The 21,694-nt window shown below is 43.7% G+C and carries 16 protein-coding genes; 4 read left to right on the plus strand and 12 right to left on the minus strand.

Annotation, left to right across the window (positions count from 1 at the left end; translation table 11 throughout):
• Positions 1 to 11 precede the first annotated feature (11 nt).
• Positions 12 to 1,046 carry a YeiH family protein gene (locus V1U08_RS02945; RefSeq protein WP_330469878.1) on the minus strand — a complete coding sequence of 345 codons (1,035 nt, stop codon included), beginning with the start codon at positions 1,044 to 1,046 and terminating at the stop codon, positions 12 to 14.
• Between the two features lie 65 nt (positions 1,047 to 1,111).
• A complete protein-coding gene (xsc, locus tag V1U08_RS02950; RefSeq protein ID WP_020335198.1) occupies positions 1,112 to 2,923 on the minus strand; it encodes a sulfoacetaldehyde acetyltransferase in 1,812 nt (603 codons plus the stop codon).
• 268 nt (positions 2,924 to 3,191) lie between these two features.
• Between xsc and V1U08_RS02955 the strand changes: the two genes are divergently transcribed.
• Together V1U08_RS02955 and V1U08_RS02960 are read left to right on the plus strand one after the other, a co-directional pair.
• Entirely contained in the window at positions 3,192 to 4,184 is a 993-nt protein-coding gene (locus V1U08_RS02955) for a MoxR family ATPase (protein ID WP_330469879.1), read from the plus strand.
• Entirely contained in the window at positions 4,177 to 5,898 is a 1,722-nt protein-coding gene (locus V1U08_RS02960) for a cobaltochelatase CobT-related protein (protein WP_330469880.1), read from the plus strand. Before V1U08_RS02955 ends, V1U08_RS02960 begins: the two co-directional genes overlap by 8 nt.
• 360 nt (positions 5,899 to 6,258) lie before the next feature.
• Here the strand turns inward: V1U08_RS02960 and V1U08_RS02965 are convergent, their stop codons facing one another.
• From V1U08_RS02965 to iolE, 5 genes are all read right to left on the minus strand, one after another.
• Positions 6,259 to 6,984, minus strand: a complete 726-nt coding sequence (locus V1U08_RS02965; RefSeq protein ID WP_330469881.1) for an exonuclease domain-containing protein — start codon at positions 6,982 to 6,984, stop codon at positions 6,259 to 6,261.
• Positions 6,981 to 8,843, minus strand: coding sequence for a DUF294 nucleotidyltransferase-like domain-containing protein (locus V1U08_RS02970; protein ID WP_014234522.1), 1,863 nt, complete (start codon positions 8,841 to 8,843; stop codon positions 6,981 to 6,983). The genes V1U08_RS02965 and V1U08_RS02970 overlap by 4 nt, the downstream gene beginning before the upstream one ends.
• A gap of 205 nt (positions 8,844 to 9,048) precedes the next feature.
• Positions 9,049 to 10,749, minus strand: a complete 1,701-nt coding sequence (locus V1U08_RS02975; protein ID WP_065303783.1) for a solute:sodium symporter family transporter — start codon at positions 10,747 to 10,749, stop codon at positions 9,049 to 9,051.
• 92 nt (positions 10,750 to 10,841) lie between these two features.
• Complete coding sequence (gene iolG, locus V1U08_RS02980; protein WP_014234524.1) at positions 10,842 to 11,828, minus strand: inositol 2-dehydrogenase; 987 nt, start codon at positions 11,826 to 11,828, stop codon at positions 10,842 to 10,844.
• 284 nt (positions 11,829 to 12,112) lie between these two features.
• Positions 12,113 to 13,009: a myo-inosose-2 dehydratase gene (gene iolE / locus V1U08_RS02985; protein ID WP_014234525.1), complete on the minus strand. Its 897-nt coding sequence runs from the start codon at positions 13,007 to 13,009 to the stop codon at positions 12,113 to 12,115.
• A 568-nt stretch (positions 13,010 to 13,577) separates the two neighbouring features.
• Between iolE and V1U08_RS02990 the strand changes: the two genes are divergently transcribed.
• Positions 13,578 to 14,408 (plus strand): AraC family transcriptional regulator, encoded by an 831-nt coding sequence (locus tag V1U08_RS02990; RefSeq protein ID WP_014234526.1) that lies wholly within the window; start codon positions 13,578 to 13,580, stop codon positions 14,406 to 14,408.
• 27 nt (positions 14,409 to 14,435) lie between these two features.
• Here the strand turns inward: V1U08_RS02990 and V1U08_RS02995 are convergent, their stop codons facing one another.
• The gene (locus V1U08_RS02995) at positions 14,436 to 15,248 is read right to left on the minus strand and encodes a helix-turn-helix domain-containing protein (RefSeq protein ID WP_065303784.1); all 813 of its coding nucleotides are present in this window, start codon (positions 15,246 to 15,248) and stop codon (positions 14,436 to 14,438) included.
• Between the two features lie 116 nt (positions 15,249 to 15,364).
• Between V1U08_RS02995 and V1U08_RS03000 the strand changes: the two genes are divergently transcribed.
• Positions 15,365 to 16,486, plus strand: a complete 1,122-nt coding sequence (locus V1U08_RS03000; RefSeq protein WP_065303785.1) for a Gfo/Idh/MocA family protein — start codon at positions 15,365 to 15,367, stop codon at positions 16,484 to 16,486.
• Positions 16,487 to 16,641: 155 nt separating this feature from the next.
• Here the strand turns inward: V1U08_RS03000 and hxpB are convergent, their stop codons facing one another.
• From hxpB to dalD, 4 genes are all read right to left on the minus strand, one after another.
• Positions 16,642 to 17,322, minus strand: coding sequence for a hexitol phosphatase HxpB (gene hxpB, locus V1U08_RS03005; RefSeq protein ID WP_330469882.1), 681 nt, complete (start codon positions 17,320 to 17,322; stop codon positions 16,642 to 16,644).
• Between the two features lie 59 nt (positions 17,323 to 17,381).
• Positions 17,382 to 18,656 (minus strand): MFS transporter, encoded by a 1,275-nt coding sequence (locus V1U08_RS03010; RefSeq protein WP_330469883.1) that lies wholly within the window; start codon positions 18,654 to 18,656, stop codon positions 17,382 to 17,384.
• Between the two features lie 114 nt (positions 18,657 to 18,770).
• A complete protein-coding gene (xylB, locus tag V1U08_RS03015) occupies positions 18,771 to 20,231 on the minus strand; it encodes a xylulokinase (RefSeq protein ID WP_330469884.1) in 1,461 nt (486 codons plus the stop codon).
• A gap of 9 nt (positions 20,232 to 20,240) precedes the next feature.
• A complete protein-coding gene (dalD, locus tag V1U08_RS03020) occupies positions 20,241 to 21,608 on the minus strand; it encodes a D-arabinitol 4-dehydrogenase (protein WP_330469885.1) in 1,368 nt (455 codons plus the stop codon).
• Between the last annotated feature and the right edge of the window lie 86 nt (positions 21,609 to 21,694).

Genomic DNA, 21,694 nt, shown 5'->3' on the forward strand with positions numbered 1-21,694 from the left:
CAAAGTAATGATTAAACTATTCTCTGAATATAAATAACCGTCAACATATATACTGCGATAAACATTGCATTCAATAAAAGCAATATAATTGGTTTCCACCCTAGAGAGAAAAGCTTCTCAAATGATGTTTTTACGCCTAGAGCGGCAATAGAAATAACTAAACACCACTTAGATATCTCTGACATTCCTTCTGACACTGTAGGAGGTACTAGGTTAAAGCTATTGATTACAATCAGTGCAATAAACATCATCAGGAAGAACGGTATTATTGGGGCGTTAATATGCGATTCTTGACCATCATTCTTTCTCTGCGCACGAAATGACAATGCAATTAACAGTATCACTGGCATCAGCATCGCGACTCGAAACATTTTCGCTAATGTTGAAGCATCCCCGATCTCGGTAGACAACATAAAGCCCGCACCGACCACCTGAGCCACATCATGAATGGAGCCACCCAAAAACATACCCGCTTCACTCGGTGATAACTGTAGTGAAGTAACGACAAATGGATAAAGAACCATGGCTATCGTTGAAAATGCAGCAACACCAATCGCTGTCATTAATGTGTATTGCTCGTTCTCTTTGCTCTGTGGAATCGTAGATGAAATCGCCATCGCCGCGGAGATGCCGCAAATCCCTGTTGCGCCGCCTGCCAGTAACCCAAATGTACCAGACACCTTAAGTAGCTTTGCGAACAAAAGGCTGAACATAATCGTCAGCACTACAGCACCAGCTAGGATACCCACGCCATGAAGACCTATGGTACTGACATCACTAAAGGCAATGCGCACACCTAACAAGGCAACACCAATTCGAACCAACTTCTTAGCCGCAAACTCAATACCGGCACCACATTTTTCATGGTCAGAGAGAAAATGCAGAGAAATACCCAGTAATAGTGCATAAAGAAACTTAGGACCGCCGTAGTGATCAGAGACAAACGTTGCCGCTGCGGCTATTACAATACTGAGTAATAATCCCGGTGCGATGCCCGTCGCTTCTCCATATAGCGTTCTGGGCATTTTCATGGTTTTAGAAATCATCGCTTCCACCTTTCCGTGTGTTCAAAATGCCCGGCCATATAATGGCCGGACATACTCCCCGAGACCTATACGTAGTCTTTGTATTTATCTAGGAAGCGAACAGGTTTCGACAGTGCGTCGCGACGGAACGGGTCGCCCAGTTCCTGTGTACACATGATTTCGATGACTGTTGTTTTGCCCTCGTTCATCTGCATGTCGATGGCTTTTTGAAGTGTTGGACCTACATCTTCCAACTTATCAACCGTGATACCTTCAGCACCCATTGCTCTCGCGATTTCAGCGAAGCTTTGGTTGTCTAGCTCACCAGCCACGAAGCGACGGTTGTAGAAGTCCACTTGGTTTTTCTTCTCTGCGCCCCATTGACGGTTGTGGAATACCACCGCAGTCACAGGAATATTGTGACGAACACATGTCATCGTTTCCATTAGACTCATTCCCCACGCACCGTCACCTGCATAAGAAATAGCAGGACGATGTGGCGCCGCAACTTTTGCACCAATGATGGTTGGGAAGGCATAACCACAGTTACCAAAACTCATTGCGGCAAAGAAGCTGCGTGGTTTTTCGAAACGTAGATAGCTATTAGCAACAGAGTTAATGTTGCCGATGTCAGTAGACACCATTACATCTTCCGGCATAGCTTTTTCGAGCTCACGAAGCACTTGGCGTGGGTGCAGATATTCACCACCAGAGAACGGCGTTTCTTGCGCGTTTTCTTCGATCATATCCAAACTGAATGGGTCACGTTCATGTGTCCATTCATCCAGCTCTTTTTCCCACAGTGCCTTTTCCGTTGCGACTGTGTCTTGGCGAGACGCTTTGTTTTCATCACAAAGTAGTTCACGACCTTCTAGTCGTTCTTTTAGTGCAACTGCAGCAGCTTTAGCATCACCACAAATACCGACAGAAATTTTCTTAACCAGACCAAGCATCTTATTGTCGGCATCAATTTGGATGATTTTCGCGTTCTTTGGCCAGTAGTCCATACCGTGTTGAGGTAAAGTACCAAATGGACCAAGACGTGTACCCAATGCAATAACCACATCCGCTTGGGCAATCAACTTCATCGCTGCTTTAGAGCCCTGATAGCCAAGTGGACCACACCACAATGGGTGGCTTGCCGGGAATGAATCATTGTGCAGATAACTATTCACAACTGGTGCACCCAGTCTTTCTGCTAATGCCGCACATTCTTCAACAGCATCGGCCATGACCACCCCACCACCAGAAATGATGACTGGGAATTTCGCTTCGGCAATCAGATCCGCAGCTTCATTAAGTGACTTTTCGCCACCTGGACCTCTGTCTAGTCGAGCTGGTTTTGGAATTTCCGTTTTGATTTCACCGTAGAAATAGTCACGTGGAATATTCAACTGAGTCGGTCCCATTTCACTCATAGCGCGGTCAAAACAGCGACCGGTGTATTCCGCCATACGCTCAGGGTGCGTCACGTGACCTTGGTATTTAGTGAACTCTTGGAACATAGGAAGTTGGTTACATTCTTGGAAACCACCCAATCCCATTGTTTTTGTACCTGTTTCTGGCGTGACAATAACCACTGGGCTGTGTGCCCAATAAGCAGCTGCAATCGCAGTAACACAGTTACTGATACCAGGACCATTTTGACCGATAACCACACCGTGACGACCTGATACACGTGAGTAACCATCCGCCATGTGAGCAGCCCCCTGCTCGTGCACCACTGGAATTAATCGAATGCCAGCAGGAGCAAATATGTCCATTGCATCCATAAATGCTGATCCCATGATGCCGAACATGTCTGTCACATCATTGGCGACCATAGTTTCAACAAACGCTTCTGATGGTGTCATCGTTGTATTGCCGGAAACAACCGTGCGTTTTTCTTGCTCGCTCATCCTTCCCTTCTCCTTGAGTTGAACTAAAATTTCATTTTTCGGAATGAATTGTCTCTTTTTTGCATTCACATTCACCTTAGTAGGAGAATTTTTGCGCGTCAACGATTTATCTTTAATTGGAATGATTTATTCCAATTAACAAAACTAGATCACATTGTTAACAATATTTTGTACAAATAGTGTCGTTAACTTAGATTTAGCTGTTCATAATCGACGAACATCACCAACAGTTGCAGGTAGTTCGCAAGATATATAGAGGGAATGAGCAATGAAAGAAACGGAATTGATACCGACGAGACAAGTAAGCGCCAGAGAATGTTTTGGTATAGACAGTGATTTAACAGTATCGGCATTTGAGCACGGTGGCGAGTATGTTCCGCAAATCGATCCAAATTACTGTTTTGACCCTGAAGTGACGCTAGCCATCCTAGCGGGCTTCTCATCAAATCGTCGCACTCTCATTCAAGGCACACACGGAACCGGTAAGTCTTCTCACATAGAACAAGTGGCAGCTCGACTGAACTGGCCCTGCCTGAGAATAAACCTTGATGGACATTTGAGCAGACTCGATTTCATCGGGAAAGACAGCATCGTTATAAAAGACGGCATGCAAATCACCGAGTTTAAAGAAGGCATCCTTCCACAAAGTATCCAACAACCTATCGCACTGGTATTGGATGAATACGATGCAGGGCGACCAGATGTGATGTTCGTTATTCAGCAATTGCTTGAGCAAGATGGTAAATACACCTCATTGGAGCAAAACCGCGTCATTACCCCGAACCCATATTTTCGATTGTTCGCCACATGTAACACGCTCGGTCTCGGCAATTTTTCTGGTCTGTATTCAGGTACACAAGTGCTCAATCACAGTCAGCTGGATAGATGGAATATCATCGCTACTCTGAACTACCTTGACCCTAAACACGAAGCCAATATCGTGTTATCCAAGAATCCGGAACTCAATAATGAACAAGGTTTGCAGCTAGTTGAGCAAATGATCGCAACAGCCGGAATGACTAGAAACGGTTTTATGGCGGGCGATTTATCTACAGTAATGTCTCCCAGAACGGTACTGACATGGGCCGAGAACATTCGTATCTTTAACGACGTCGCAACCGCGTTCAGGCTGTCATTTCTAAATAGATGTGAAGAAGAAGAAAAACAGCTTGTTTGCGAATACTACTTCCGCTGCTTTGGTGAAACTTTGATTGCCAATCCATCAGTTAGCTCTGGTATGGAGCAACTTAGCCATGGCTAATGTAGCGTCTCAACAGAAAAAGATCCTCGATCTTAGTGTCTCCGTTGCCAGAGCGATCAGTGGAAATCTCACACTTAATTATAGGGGTGAGCGTTTATATAGAGGCGATCAGCCTTACTACTTTCTCTCAGCCCACACCAATGACCTCACTTTTGTTTCTCGCCATGAGTTAACTAAGAGTAAAATGGCTATGCAAGGTAAGACCGATTCTTCAGCGTTGCGCCTTTTGGTGTCAGACGCAGAGCTTCATTACTCGCAACGCCCCAATGGCGAAGTTGAACGTCTATTGTTTGATTTTTGCGAGCAAGTCCGAATCGAGTCCCAAGTCCCGCATTACTTAGCAGGTATTCAAGTTAGCACTCGATTCAACTTTTGTTATTGGAGTGAACAGTATCATCAGAATGGCTTTACTGAGTCTCGTCTTGGTATGCTTCTTTTTACGCTTATGCAGATCATCCATTCGCGTTTAACAGGGATACCTGTTTCGGAACCTATCGCCGAGGCTATCGAATCCACTCGAGCTGGAATCGTACCGATCATAGGCACTTGTCTGGTACAACTAAAAAGACATCGATTAGATCAGCGTTTGTTCGCCACTTATGCCAACCAACTTGCGACTCTCGTCAGTGAACTTATCGATCAAGAACAAGAAGAATCAAACAATCAAACCATTCCTGCCGTTGAAGAAGACATTAAAATCCTTGCCCAACTGGCGCTAATTGTAGACGGGGACATCGAAGACCAAGAATACGACGCGGATATCACTGGTAGCAGTAAAGCTTTCCAACTCGCTGGGTCTAAATATCAAGTTTTTAGTCGAGAGTTTGACCGAGAGGTGGGTGCTGAAACTGTGGTTAGACAAGCGTTACTGCTTGAGCTACGACAAAAGCTTACTGACGACATGATGGCAAGACAGGTTAACACTCGTCGATTAGCAGCAATACTGTCTAGTATTGTCCAAACCCCGCAGCGAAACAAACGCCAAGATCATCTGGAAGAAGGAGTCGTTAATGCGAACACCATAACCAAACTGGTTACTTCTCCGCTTGAACGCACCATATTCTCACAACCAGAACTCGGTGCATCCCATCAATGCGCCATTACATTTTTGATGGACTGCTCTGGCTCCATGCAAAAGCACAGTCATAAAATGAGCTTGTTGATGGACACACTGCTTAAATCCGTAGGTCTAACCGAAGTTCCTTTTGAAATCCTTGGCTTCACAACCGGAAATTGGAACGGCGGGAAAGTTTATCGACAGTGGCTACAACAAGGACAACCAAAACACCCTGGTCGCTTAAACGAACTTCGACATATTATATTCAAAGACTTCGATACTCATTGGCGACGAGCTCGACTCGGCATCGCCAGCTTACGAAAAGCCGACATATTCAAAGAAGGAATTGACGGAGAAGCCGTACAGTTTGCCGCTCAACGTCTAACTGCACAAGGTGCGCAGCGAAAGATACTTATCGTATTCTCCGATGGTTGTCCCATGGACACTGCCACTAGCACAGCCAACGACCAATTTTATCTCGATAATCATTTAAAGCAGGTCATCGAGCGCGAAGCAAACCGCAATAAAATAGAAATCTACGGCGTCGGCATGGGCGTTGACCTAAGTCCTTACTATCGGAACAACATCATTTTGGATGTAAAGGAAAGCTGTCTGTTTAGTTTGTGTCGAGAGGTGTTTGGGGTACTAAGGAAGTAGAGCTGGTACCGTTCAACCCTGTTTAAGCCAATTGAACTGCTCGGTCTAGTCGGCACTTTAGCAAAAAGGCCGCTAATAATTTAACGGCCTTTTTCGTTTATGCAATTTTAATTGGCAACGACTGAAAGGTGCGATTTAGACACGAACTTACCCAAAGCTTTTGGCGAAGTCGATTGCAATTAAAGGCTGTCTTCCAATCCTGGCCTACTAGGCAGAGGCTTTGAGGTAATCTCTTTACGGTTAATACTGAAGTTTTAAACGACCGTAATATGATTCGTGTCAGCCTAGGATCTATACTTTTTGCTTAACTGCTGCGCCTAATCCTAGCTCAAGCAACTAATCGTTAAATTAGCACATGATCTAGCGATAACCGCAGGATCTTGCATAGAGTTGTGCCAACGTTGCCTCGCTGCCGGAGGCAAAAATCTCCTGCATTAACACTAGCAATAACTCTCCGGTCGCCACAGCATCAGCAAGGGCGTTATGCGCCAGATAAGCTGGCAATTGGCGCTTTTCTCGGATCTTACACAGGCGATAATCGTTAAGAAAACTGAGTTTGTTGACGTATAGCGAACTTTCCAGGACTAAGGTATCTATCCAGATAACTGGGAGCTCAACACCTTGTGGCAACTGTAACAACCTCGCCAAAAAGCGTTTTTCGATAATGGCACAGTGGACCACTACCACCTTTCCGCAGATTGACCTCAGGATTTTTTCCGCAAATTCCTGCGTTTCCAAACCGCCATGCAACGTCTCAGGCACTATATGATTGATCACAGCAGTCTCAGGTTTAACTCCGGCCAACGATAACTGGTAATAGTGCTTTGCACTAGATAAAGATAAAACACTTTCATTGATGTCAACTAAACCGACCGACAAGATCTCATCGCTCTCTGGATCCAGCCCTGTGGTTTCAAAATCCATCACCACCAAGGGTAACGCAGTAAATACACTATCTACGGATGCGACAGGCGATACGAACCAGCGTCTTATTGCGTTAGGTATATCACTGCGCTGTATAAACTGCTGGCGTTGCTGCTCCAATCTCTCGAGAGAACTAATCTTATGTTTCCTAAATTTGATCAACTTCTAATCTCCAGAGTTTTAAAGTTCTGCTCTGCTGCTTCTTGATACCTAGATATTATCCGAAATGCGTCTTTTAGATGATTTTTCTCAAATTGGGTTAAGACCTCTGGAGTTATGTTGTTACTCAAAGCGAGGTTACGCTCAGACGTATTACACTGATGGTTAAAACGAACTTGATTAATAAAATCAAATGCCTCTAGGATCTCTCTCCCGCCTTCTTCACTCAACAGAGAAGCATTAATTGCTGCGCGTAGCCGCTCCTCCATACTGGTCTCTTTACTCTTGGCCGTTAATGCATAGATCCGTGCTAACTCAACCAGCAAATTCACAGCATGACGCTTAATATTAAAAGACTTAGTATTGGTGCCATTCCGTTCAAACACAAACTGCCTGAACATACCAAGCGGCGGGCACACTCTAAGTGAGTTCGCCAACATGATAGATATAAAACGCCGATTCCCGTTGAGATACCGGTTAATGTTGTCCTTTAATTCTTCCGCTAACTCAAAATCTCCATATAGCGGCCGAATATCAAAATAGACACAGGAGTTTAACAATGCTTCTGCTTCGGGGTATTTGATCCAACGGCCAAAATAGCCAGTCCACGTCGAAAGGTCGGTACACCAGCTCGGATTAGATGCCATCATGTCTCCTTTACACAAGGAGTAGCCGCATTGATCTAGGCCTTGGCATACATAATTCGACAATTTGCCAAAATACTCCCGCTCTTTAACATCAACCTTACGTTTAAGGATGATACCGTTATCCTGATCCGACAGGTTATGGATCTCGTACCGAGCCTGTGACCCAGCCACAAACCAGACGTAGTCAACAGGAGCAGGTCCCAACAGCTTCTCAGCCAGTTGTAACAGACGCTTATTATAAGCATCGGCTATAAGGGTCATCATATGCTGGATAGTTCTAGGATGCGTGCGATTCTCAACTAAGGTTCTGAAGACGGTAGTACGCTGACTCGTAAGGGCAACCAGTTCTTCCAGAGACTCTTTGCGATAGATGCGACTAATTAAAAACACAGCCTGTACTTGGCTGCGCTCAACCATACTTGTTGCCGTTACTATTCCCTGAACCCTCCCAGCATTTACAACAGGAAGACTCCTCACATTATGCTGCATCATGGTTTCAATAGCCTCTAACATCGAGGTGCCACTGGTGATTGTTAGCGGGTTACTGGTCATAACAGTGGAGATAGGCTGGCTATAATTCATGCATTGAGCGATGACACGTTTTGTCATATCGCGTTCAGTCACAATGCCCAACAACTCGTGTCCCTGCATTATTAAGGCACTTGACCTGTGCTCTTTGACCATTACTCTAGCCGTTTCATCTATCGAGGTGTCAGCCGAAACGATGGCCATGTCTCTATTCATAACAGAATCTACCGGGCGCAAGTAAACAGCATCATCGCCTCTGGTCATAACCTCAGTTGACTTAGCCAATCTCACCGATTCATGTTCGGAAAAATAATCACCAAGTGATGGAGTGCAGCGAATAAGCTCAGAGAGAACCGCTTTCGGGATACGGTATAACAAGGTATTTTCTATGGCCTTAACCGTATATGAGCACGTTTGTTTCTGATACAGATGGCTGAAACCAAATAGATCACCACAGCCCAAACGAGCTCTGAGCGATTGATCTAGATGATACTGCTCTACAGCCCCTACCCTTAAAATGTAAAGCCCTTTACCAACTAGTTGATCCTCCTCCAGCGCTTTGCCTTTATGGAGATACAGGATATCTATTTTAGAAGCCATAGCGTTGGCTTCACGGTAAGGTAGCTGATCAAAAGGTGGCAGTTTAGACAGAAAACCAAAGATATTAGGAAGTAATGATTGTTCCATGTCGTCACGTTTCCAAAACAATTCTTTCGATAATCACCTGAGAGAAATTTGAAGGTAAACTATCACCCACAAAAAAGTGGGATTTTCTTAAGTCCCGAGAAGGGAGCTTTGTCTTTAGGCTAACTCAACCTACTTAATGTTAACCACCTACTTCAGTAGGTGGTTTAAGTCTAAAAATCAAAAAACTCGTAGTTTTCTAAGCTAGCTATTCAGATACTGGCGCCACTTTTTTAGACTGCGATACACGCATCAGCTCTTTGGCGATTGACCAAAAAACAAAACCCAAGATAGCAATAGCCAACACGTAATATCCATTCATCACCCAGCCCGGTACATTGTGAGCTAAGAAGATGTACATAGAGATAGACGCCAAACAAATAAGTGATGCGGCAGCCTTACCAAAGGCCCAAGGAGTTATATCTACCTGTTCTGTGTATTCTTCTTCGTACGCGTCTTGTGGATAGAAGTGTCCAACAATTAGCATGAATACAACGTTTGCTACAAACAGAAGGCCGACAAGGTGGAAGAAGTGGATATCGACTTTAATCACAAAGTTAAACAGAATGTATGCCGCCATACCAAAGACCAAGCCAAGCTTAGCTGCAATAGCCGGTACTCTCTTAGTCAGTAGCCCAACCAACACTACACTCAGGATTGGCGAATTAAAGATCCCCTGCAACTGCTGAATCAGGTAAAATAGGCCATCCGGTGCATTTGCGACCAGTGGTGCAACCAGCATAGAAGTTAACGCAAGCCCCATTCCCAATAGTTTTCCTACACGAACGGATTGTGCTTCAGTGGCATCCGGACGCAGAGTTTTCTTGTAGATGTTTACCGTAAACAGAGTCACCGAAGAGCTAAGTCCGCCACTAAAGGTCGAGAATACCGCTCCAACTACAACTGCGGCGAAGAAACCAACCAGTACTTCTGGTAGCACAAGGTGAACCAAGTTCGGATAGGCATTGTCTGGGTTGTCTATTTGGCCATTGAACACATGGAAAGCAATGATACCCGGCAAGATAATAATCATTGGAATCATTAGCTTAAAGAATGCACACAGCAGCACACCTTTCTGACCTTCAGCCAAGTTTTTGGCACCCAGTGCTTTCTGAACAATCGACTGGTTGGTACACCAGAAGAACATGTTGGACACAATTAAACCAGTAAACAGTGTAGAAAATGGGACTAAGGAATCACTGTCACCGATGGAGTTGAACTTGTCAGGGTGGCTTTGGTAAACCTCCACCAAACCGCTCCACATATCGCCATCACCAACATAGGCTAGTGCAAATCCAGTTACCATCAGTCCACCAGTAATAAGACCGACACCATTAATGGTATCCGCGGCAGCGATAGCTTTAATGCCACCGAATACAGCGTAGATAGCACCTAAGCCACCCACGCCCCAGACCATGAGCCACATCGCCGCTGATTTATCGATTGCAAAAACATTGGATACATCAAATAAACTCTCGAGAGCGATCGCTCCAGTATAGAGCACGATAGGTAGTAAAGAGATGACATACATGCTGAGGAAAAGGATCGATGTGATCGTCAGTGTCTGCTTATCGAAGCGCTTTTCTAGGTACTCAGGAATCGTGGAGATGCCGAGTTTGAGATAACGAGGCAGGAAGTACATCGCAAACAATACGATAGTGATTGCTGCCATAACCTCCCAGGCCATCACGATAAAACCAGTTCGGAAAGACAGGCCATTTAGACCCACCAAGTGTTCAGTTGACATATTCATCAACAACATGGAACCACCGATATAAACACCGGTCAGAGAACGCCCCCCAAGAAAGTAACCTTCCGATGACTCTTCCAGATGAGCCGCACGTGTTTTGTAGTATGCGAACCCAGCTACGAACAGGGTGAACGCAAGAAAGGATAATAGAGCTAACATGTAGCCTCCAAATTGTGTTTGCACGTTGCCATGACGCCAACACAGAATTGGCGCCAGACTACTATTGGAATGTTAAAAAATTTATAGCGTTATTATAATTTGACTTCTTTGCCAGTCTGCAGGGACTCGAGGGCTTTATCAGCCATCACCAAAGCCTGCTCACCGTCATAACCGCTACATTCTGGTTTAGCGCGGCCTGCGAGCACATCAACAAAATGTTCCCATTCAGCTTTGTAAGCCGCATCGTAACGCTGCAGGAAGAAGTGTTCTGGTTTTGCTGCAGTGCAACCAGCGTCGTTCCACTGCTCAACTGCATCTTCTTTGATGTTGTTGGCAGTCAGCAGACCTTTTTCACCATGCAGTTCGATACGCTGATCATAACCATAGCCAGAACGGCGTGTGTTTGAGATAGTCGCCAGGGCGCCAGATGGGAACTTCATAACAACGAATGCGGTATCTATGTCACCAGCTTCACCGATGGCCGGATCAACCAGGTTACTCCCCTGTGCATAGATAGATACAGGATCTTCACCCATGATAAAACGCGCCATATCAAAGTCATGGATAGTCATATCACGGAACATGCCACCAGATACTTTTACGTACTCTGCTGGTGGTGGTGATGGATCACGTGAAGTAATGATCAGAGATTCAGCTTTACCTATACTGCCTGAACTTAGCATTTCACGAATCTTGCGAAACTGTGGGTCATAGCGGCGGTTAAAAGCCACAAAAAGCGGCACCTGATTGTCGTTCACCGTCTTCAGACACGCGCGTACACGATCAATATCAAGATGGACCGGCTTTTCACAGAAGATAGCTTTGCCTGCCATTGCTGCCAATTCAATTAACTCAGCATGTGTATCTGTAGCAGAAGCAATCAGTACACCATCAACATTGGCGTCTGCGAGCGCTTCTTCAATAGACTGAACTTTAGCGCCATATTTAGTTGCTAAGTTCTCTGCATTTTCTGCGAATGGGTCAATAACTGAATAAAGGTTGGTATCTTTATGTGCATCTACATTTACAGAATGGACTTGTCCAATTCGTCCAGCGCCGAAAAGTGCGATATTATACATTGTCGTCTCCTATTTCATAAATCAGTAATAGCAAATTTTCTTAATTATCAATTCTTAATTTATGCATCAGTTTCAAAATTATTTTTATATCCAATATCAAATGACATAATATTAACTATCACTTTATTACAGATATATATTTCACAAAATTAAACTTTAAATCAGAGATATTACCTACAAAAAGGCCCATTAAACGGGATAAAGTAGCATCAATAATATTTCTGACATTCTAATAGTTACTTTTTAGTAACTACTAGAACAAAAATTTATTCCTAACGAGCAAATCAAATATTTGCAATATCTTTAATATATTGACGTGCTTTTAGTGCATACTCTAACGGATCCGCTGTAGCAGGATCTTGCTCCGCTTCTACAACCATCCAACCTTCATAACCACTTTTATCCAAGATTTCGAATACAGGTGCGAAATCTATTACACCATCACCAGGTACAGTAAATGCTCCTAATCTCACACCATCAAGAAAACTACGATGCTCATCAATAACTTGATGTCGCTTCTCATCCCGAATATCTTTAAGATGAACATGAGGAATACGATCAACATATTTTGTTAATACATTAATGATTGCCTGCTGACTTCCCTCTGAATAATAAATATGTCCGGTATCTAGCAACAACCCTACCGATTGGTCAGTGATTCCCATAAACTTATCAATTTCTTCAGGCGTTTGGATAGCTGTCCCCATATGATGATGAAGACAAACTTTCATTCCTTTTTCGGCAGCAAGTTCAGATAACTGATTGTAACCAGATGCAACCTTTTTCCATTGTTCTTCATTAAATGAAGGCTTTTCATCGAACACTGCTTTATCTGTACCCTGAATACTGCCACTTTGCTCAGAGCAGCCGATAACCTTCGCTCCCATTTCATGTAGAAAGTTCATATGCGATAGGAAACCCGTAATAGTCTCATCTTCTTTTCCATCTGCGAAAAAAGTACTGAACCAAGCGTTACAAATTTGAATACCTCGCAAATCTAATTTCTCTTTTAATACAGCAGTATCTTTCGGATATTTATTACCTACTTCACTTCCAGTAAATCCTGCAAGAGCCATTTCACTCACACATTGTTCAAAAGTATTATCACCACCTAAACTAGGTAAATCATCGTTAGTCCAAGCTATAGGAGCGATACCTAATTTTACTTTATTCTTATCCATTGATGTTCTCCACGTTATTGTCTTTCCTCCAGAGAGAGCACATTCTCTCTGCAATTTAATTTCGATTTATTGTTTATTATTTTTAAATGATCATTAAATAACATTCTGCATAAATAGCCGGCAGTTATATCGTTATAGCTTGATTTTTTACTGGTTTTTTAACGATTCATATACTACAGAATTAAAATAAAGCAATGTTATACATGATGCACCTCAAAGTTATTAAAGATGTAGTATCTGTATTCATGTTGTTGGAAATTATCTAACAGGAGTAAGAACTATTCCCAACATATCTATAAATAATTTTAGCTGACTAATGCTCATATTTTCTTACGCCAATAATTACACCATTAGCCAGACTAATACCCCATTCAGTAGATTAGACATGCTACCTATTATCCTTGGCCACATTGACTTTTATCACAAAAATACGCTTAACTTGCGTTATGTCACATTTTATCCATAATTGTGATCGCTAATAAATTTTTTCAATCAATCACAAAGTATTTATCTTCACCAGCCCTGATAATATAATGCCTAAATAACATAAAGGTACATATCTGAAACTATGAAAAAATTGTCTGAAATCACTATAGAAGAGTTAAAGGAAGTTTATTTTGGGAGTATAAAATACCCTATAAATGGTACCCAAGGACCACGTATTCAAAGGGGTATACAGTTTTTTCACCTACATAGCGGGCAGGTCACCTTTGAAATAGAAGAATTTACATTAACACTCAATGCAGGAGATTTTTGTATTCTCTTACCTGGGCGTCATGAATTTCATCGATTCAGTCAAACACAAGAAAGTTACCATACCTGGTGCCAGTTAGACTTTCTTGGAAATACAGATCATCTCCGGCTACAGCTCGAGCCAATTCCACCCGTTGTTGAAGCAAATAGTGAAATCATCCGTTATATGGACTTGGGTTTAGCACTTACTCAGTCTCCTGAACTTGATACCTACGATGCACTTTTGGAACTAGGAAAATCGCTACTGCGCTATTTTATTAATTATTCTCACAGATTATCTTCTACTGACCATGATCAACCCCCATTACCCAAAAGTGTATTGCTAGCATGTGATTATATAAGCCAACACATAGCACGGCCTTTGACTCTACCTCAAATAGCAGAAGCAGCACACGTATCAGTTAATCACTTGATACACCTATTTAGAACTCATTTATCAGTCACTCCAATGCGTTATCTTTGGCGACTTAGGTGTGAGCGGGCAAGTGTTATCTTGAACAATACAAATAATATACCTATCGCCCACATAGCAGAGCAGACGGGATTTAGTTCCCCATATCACTTTTCCCGGGTATTCAAACAGAATTTTGGCATATCTCCTTTACAATTCAGGAAGCAAAAACACAGCCACGCGAAGAACGCCTGAACAACTAACTTGAAACTCCTAAATATCTTAATTTTTCCTGTAAATAGAGGGGGCAACGCCATAATACTGCTTAAACAATCTTGAGAAATGGTACTGCGTACTAAAACCAAATTGATCCGAAATATTGCCAATAGGAATACTTGTTCCTTTAAGAAGCAGCGCAGCCTGCTGACAGCGTAATCGCCATAAATATTTCATTGGTGTGATAGATAGGTACTTATTGAAAATAACCACCAGATGATTAGCTGTTATATTCGAATTTTCAGCAATTTGAGTTAACGTAATAGGTTCTGCAAGGTGCTCACTCATATAATCGCAGGCTTTTGTAATAGCCCTAGGTACTTTTGTCTCAGAAGATTCTGACGTAAACCCATGCGCATAATTAATGTAGTAACGAATTAATGCAGGCCCCAACAACATTAACGATTGAACAGTAGGAGTAACCGGATTTCTTGTTAAAGATAACCCCAATTCCATAAAACGCAGTAAGTCCATATTCTGTTCCGTAACTAACGGGGCATTGGGAATAATATTGTTGTAGTAATCAGGCCGTTCATGAAAGTCTAACTGACACCAAGTATGGTGGCTTTCTTGATGCTGACTAAAGTGGTGTGTTTCCTTGTTACCAGGAAGTAAAAGACAAAATTCACCTGGTTTTATATTGACTTCAGTATCTTCAACATAAAAAGTCACCTCACCGGATAACAAATGAAAAAGCTGTAATCCACGTTGAACTCTGGGACCGTGATAACCACCAGGCGGATACTTTACGCTGCCAAAGTAGACTTCTTTCAAACCATCGAAATTAATTTCAGACAAATTGTCGAATATTTCAGACATGTACTACTTACCTCCGCTGATTTTATGATTGTTTCCTGAGAACAAAGAATTATGTGAAACATAAATATGTAATTCTTCCCCACAAAAATAACATGATTTTTAAAAAGGATTAAACTATGAAAAGTCTAAGTATCGGTATGATAGGTACTGGCTATATGGGTAAGGCTCATGCAATTGCGTATCGAAATGCAGGGGCAGTGTTCCCTCTAAGTGCATCCATTAAATGCGAATTTCTCGCCGATATCAACCTTACTCAAGCGAAAGTCAAAGCAGAAGAATTTGGTTTCAACCGCTATACAGATGATTGGCAACTGTTGGTGAGCGATCCCTTGATCGATATCGTAGATATTTGTGCCCCTAACTTCTTACATAAAGACATTGCTCTTCTAGCAATTAAAAATGGAAAGCACGTTTATTCAGAAAAGCCCTTAGCCCTTAACTCCGAAGACGCAAAAATAATGACACTAGCAGCAGAAGCAGCCGGTGTGAAAACACTAGTTGGGTTTAACTACATTAAAAACCCAACCATCCAGCTGGCAAAACAAATCATAGAAAATGGAGAAATTGGTGATGTTGTGCATTTCAGAGGTACATTTAACGAAGATTATCTAGCAGATGAAAATACTTCCTTTAGTTGGCGTTTACAGCGCGAATTTTCCGGTACAGGAGCTTTAGGTGATATGGGATCACATATTATTAATATGGCGCAGTTCTTAGTATCTCCTATCTCTTCACTTTGCGCAGACATGAGCACAATCTACACAACTAGATATGAGCCAAACGATCCTATCCCAAAAAACGTAGAAAATGATGATCAAGTCCATATGATGGTACGTTTTAAGAGTGGGGCTATCGGAACAATAGAATCTTCAAGAATTGCTTGGGGACGAAAAAATAGTCTTTGGTTTGAAGTAACCGGAACCAAAGGAACCATAATATATGATCAGGAGAGATTATCTGAACTAAAGTTATTTACTGCCGAAGACAAAAAATCTCGACAAGGGTTCAGAACCATTTTAACAGGGCCAGAACATCCTGATTATGAAAACTTCTGTGTCTCAGCAGGTCATGGCCTCGGATATAACGACATGAAATCGGTTGAGATACGTGACCTTATTGAGGGCATTACAAGTAATTCACCGATGTATCCCGATTTCAGAGCAGCTTGGGAGGTAACTAAAGTTATCGATGCAGCAGAAGTTTCTTTTAAAAATGGAATATGGTTTACGGTAGACTAAGTAAAAAACCGCATACAGCACATGATAGCATGTGCTGTATGTTGACTGGCTTTTTCATGTTATTCACGTCATTGGCTAGATGATCGCTCATATGTTTAAACTGGATTAGAGAGAAGCTAGCAGGTCATTCAGCTAAATCCTACTGTAGGGTTGCATTAACAAATCGATATTTCAAGGTGCGATTTAGACACGAACTTATCGTGGTTTTGTATCACGGACTCTAAATCAGCATAACATTCATCTGCGATAGAAAACTTACGTTGTTCATAATTTGGCGAAACTAAGTAAGTCGTCATGTTCGCTCTTTTGGCCGCCGTCAGGCCTGTAAAGCTATCTTCAATAACTAAACATTCTGCGACATCGATTTGGAGTTTACGGGCAGCGGTTAAATAAACATCTGGATGGGGTTTACCATATTCTTCATCTTCAGCGCTGCAGACAACACTGAACTTGTCCCACAACTGAAGGCGATTGAAGACTGCGTTAATGACTACATGGTTAGAAGATGTTGCCAATGCGATCTTTAAACCTTGGTTGGCAAAGTAGTCTAATGCCTCGTAAACGCCGGCCATTGCCTCACCCAAAGTAGAAATACGATGACACAACTTCGAAAGGATCATCGCTTCCAGCTCTTTCGTTTGAACGGTCAATGAATATGCCTCACACCAAATTTGCGCTATTTCATCAACACGCTTCCCCATTGTCATTTTTTCGCAGTCATCACGTGTAATACACACACCAAAACTGTCGAGTGATTCCATCTGCGCCTCTTGCCACAGAGGCTCAGAATCAATGAGTACACCATCCATATCAAAAATAACCGCTTTTATATTCATTCTTACCTCAAAATTAGAAAAGGTATGACAACCAAAACCATTGCCATACCCTAAGTCTTTTAAACGACAGACACTTTATCTGACTCAACAAATGTCGTTTCAAACCCTGGTTGTTCAACATTAATCAAGTAGGTAAAGAAAAAGGCCAGCACGTACAACGTGGTGTAGGCAATGACCACACCGATTGTGCTGAAGTACGGTAGTAATACCACCGCAATGGCTGGCGCAAGGAAGTTAGACAATCCGGCAGATAAGTTATAAACCGAAATCGCCGCGCCTTTGTGGTTTGGTTCCAGTGCAGGAAACACTGCCGCCATTGGTACAAAGGCTGCTACAAAGATCCCCAGAGAAATGGCCGGGATCAACGCCATGTAAAAGTTATTACCGAAATGCTGAGGAATGTAATAGAACGCTAGGCTAGATAGTGCCATTCCCACACAACCGAACCAACGTACTACTTTCATCCAGCCCAGTTTTTCGCCCAAGATTCCCCAGAAGACGTTAGAAAAGATGGTGGTAAAGAAGAACACTGCCCAAACCTGAAGCCACTCAGACGTAGTAAAGCCAAGATCATCGACAAACATCATCGGCATGATGACCGCAAAACCGAAAAGCGACAGCGTGTTGATAATGCGTACAAAGCTAGAGAAAAGTATGTTTTTGTTGGTGTAAAGAAGCGTTACTGCTCGGCTTAATTCGGTCAGTTTCTGCTTGTTAGTCAGGTTATGCATGTGCGTCGGCGTTTTAACATTACGCAGAGTGACCATGGCGATTAGACCACCCGCAGCACAAAATGCCAGCGATAACCACAAGGTACCAAACTCGCCAATCCAAGGAATAGTAAAGCTAGGAATGTAGCTACCCGCAACACCAATACCGATGGAATATACCGTCCAGAACCAGCCGAGTGCCGAACTTACCCCGTCACTGCGAACGTTGTGTACAATCACCACAATAAATGAGTAAAGGAACAGTGGGTAAGCAAGGCCACGAATGCCGTAAAACAGTAAAATGAGTCCGTAGTTTGACTGGCTCAACCCAAGGGTTAAGAACAGTACGTGGAAAACACACCAGAGTAAAAAACCAATTTTCATCGTTTTCTGAGGAGTAATGATTTCCGCTACCACACCAGATACCCAAGCGGCCAACGCCGCAGCCAGACCATAAAGTGTAAATGCAAAAGATGACTGAGCCGGACTAAAGCCAAGCTCGGTAATGTAGTGCGACAGAAACGCCAGTTCAAAGCCATCACCAGTCATAAAGATTGCGATAGCGACGTATCCCCATATCAGATTGAGCGGCAATCCAAGCCACTGTTTGCTTACGTTTTCCATATATTCCTCGTTTCGTAGGGTAAAGGAATCCCACGCCCCCTTTTTTTATTTTTTGGGGGCGCAGTCCATTTTTAGTTGTGATGTTCTTTCTAAGGTGACTCTTAACGGCCAGTGTTACGACCGAAGGGCCAAGTCGTTTTGGTAAAGGGCGCGAAAACGTGAATAACGCTCAGACAGTCCTGCTTCACACTCGACATTCGGTTGATAAACGCGATGAATTTCCGGCTTCTTACATACTTCATCCACCGATTTTCCTGACGCCAGGCAAGCAAGTCGAGCCGCCCCCAACGCCCCACCCGTTTCACCACCTTTGTGAGTAATCGTTGGCAAGTGAAGAATATCTGCGAGTAACTGCGCCCAGAACGAGCTACGTGCACCACCACCAACCAATGAGCACTGTTCGATGTGCGTACCGCTTTCTTGCAACACTCGCAAACCATCAGCAATACCAAAGCTCACCCCTTCGATCACCGCATAGCCAAGTAAGGCGCGGTTGGTGGAATGGGTCATACTGTGGAACATACCCGTCGCTTCCGGATCATTATGTGGCGTGCGCTCACCGGACAAATACGGTAAGAAAATTGGCGCTTTTGCTTTCTCTTCTTCACTAAGCTGCTCAATTTCAGCCAACAACTCCACTTCCGTTGAGCCTACTATGCGGCAGAACCATTGAAGGCAGCTGGCAGCACTTAGCATGACACTCATCTGATGCCATCGTTGTGGCAAAACATGACAGAAGGCGTGTACGGCAGACTCAGGTGCGGGGCGATATTTCTCGTTGACCACAAACAGTACGCCAGAAGTGCCAAGGGAAATAAACGCATCACCCGGACTGACCGCACCAACACCGATTGCGCTTACGGCATTATCACCACCGCCACCAGCGACGATTACCGAAGGGCTTAATCCCCATTTGTGGGCTAAGTCAGCGGACAAAGAACCCGATACTTCACAGCCCTCGACCAGTTTTGGCATTTGTTCCCGCGTTAGCTGGCATTTGTCGAGCAGAGAATCTGACCAGTCACGCTTAGCGACATCCAACCACAAAGTGCCTGCAGAATCCGACATGTCGGAAACTTTTTTGCCAGTCATTTTGAAGCGAAGATAATCTTTCGGCAGCAGCACTGTGCTAATGCGGGAAAAGTTTTCAGGTTCATGCTTGCGAACCCAGATTAACTTGGGCGCCGTAAATCCTGGCATCGCAAGGTTGCCCGCAATTTCATGCAGATCCGGAGCGGCCGCTTCAAGTTCGGTGCACTCTTCGTGACAACGTGTGTCGTTCCACAAAATAGCTGGACGAATCACATCACTGGTCTCATCCAGAAGCACTGCACCATGCATCTGTCCAGACAAACCAATGGCTTTAATTGCTCCCCAGTGCTCAGTGCATTTCTCACGCAGAGCCCCGATCAAATAGTTCGTTGCTTCCCACCACTCTTGCGGCGCCTGTTCCGACCAATGAAGATGCGGGCGTTGAATCGTCAGTGGCGCGCTGTGTGAAGCGACCGTTTCACCGTGTTCATCAATCACTAACGCTTTCACTTCTGAGGTGCCGAGATCTATACCTAGATACATGCCCATTCCTTATTGAATCATTGAGTAAGCTGCTGCAATTTTTTCTCGCAGCAATGTTTCAAAATCCGCGCGACCAGCCAGTTCACCAAATAAAGCGACATCCTGCGCGTAAGCGGCGATTGGGTCTTCAGAATCAAACATGCTGTGTACGGCATTTTCATCAAGAATCCCATCCTGATACTCATAAGGCAGTAAATCTTTGTGCCACTGGTGCATAAAGACAAAGAACAACGCAGGCAGCATCGCAGTCGCATTTGGTGTAACACCACGCTGATAGCATTCAATCATCGTCGGCGTAATCATGGCCGGGATTTTAGAAAACCCATCCGCAGCGACACGCTGGTTGGTGTCTTTGATGTATGGATTGGTAAAGCGCTCTAACACCACCTCAAGATAGGTCGGCAGGTCGATGCCATTGTCTCCAAGGCAAGGAATCACATCCTGACTGACGTAATCGTGTGCAATCTTGTAGATATAATCCGTCAAAGTACTTTCGTGAATAAATGACTGACCAACCAATGTTCCGGCCCAAGCGATACAGCTGTGTGAAGCATTCAAGATTCGGATTTTCGCCTCTTCGTAAGGAATAACCGACTCCACCATTTCCACGCCTACGTTTTCCAGTGCAGGTCGAACGTCTTTGAAACTGTCTTCAATTACCCACTGAATGAAAGTTTCACCCATCACTGGCGCGTTATCTTCAATACCTGTTTGTGCTTTAATCCGATATGGCAGGTCTTCAGCGGGACGAGGTGTAATACGATCCACCATGGTGTTCGGACTTGTCGTATTTTCTTTCACCCATTGCAACACGTCAGCCTTATCAGTCAGAGTCAGGAACTCCATCAGACCATCTCGGAATCGCTCACCATTGTGACGCACATTGTCACAGTTCAGCAGTGTCACTGGTCCAGCACTATCCGCCATACGGCGCTCAAGGATTTTCGTCACCGTGCCGTAAATTGTTTGGTGGCCACCGCTCAGATCAGCTTTTAGGACTGCGTTATCAACATCCAGTGAGTGATCGGTTTTTAAGTAGTACCCGCCTTCTGTGACCGTAAAGGCGATCACTTTTGTCTGCGCTTTTGCACCTTCTTCAATCAGCGGCGCCAAATCTTCCTGCCACGGGAGCAACGTCTGAATAGATTTGATCACCTCATATTCACGCTCCCCTGCTGGACTGACCGTCTCTAACACATACTCACCATTCTGCGCACGGAGAGTTTCAACGGTTGATTCTGCATCATTGCGAATGTTACCTGCCGCGATATGCCAGCTTTGGTCACCCGTTTCTAGCAATTTGTGCAGGTACCAGGCTTGGTGCGCACGGTGAAATGAGCCTAGACCGATGTGAAGCCACGTATATTGGTTTTTCATTATATTTCCTCGTTTTTGTTTGATGGCTTAACTCTAATTGATCAAATTACCAAATAAAGAGCGATAGATCACAAATGAACAAAAGA

This window comes from Vibrio sp. YYF0003 (assembly GCF_036350715.1).
In the GTDB taxonomy this organism is placed as follows: Bacteria; Pseudomonadota; Gammaproteobacteria; order Enterobacterales; family Vibrionaceae; genus Vibrio; species Vibrio natriegens.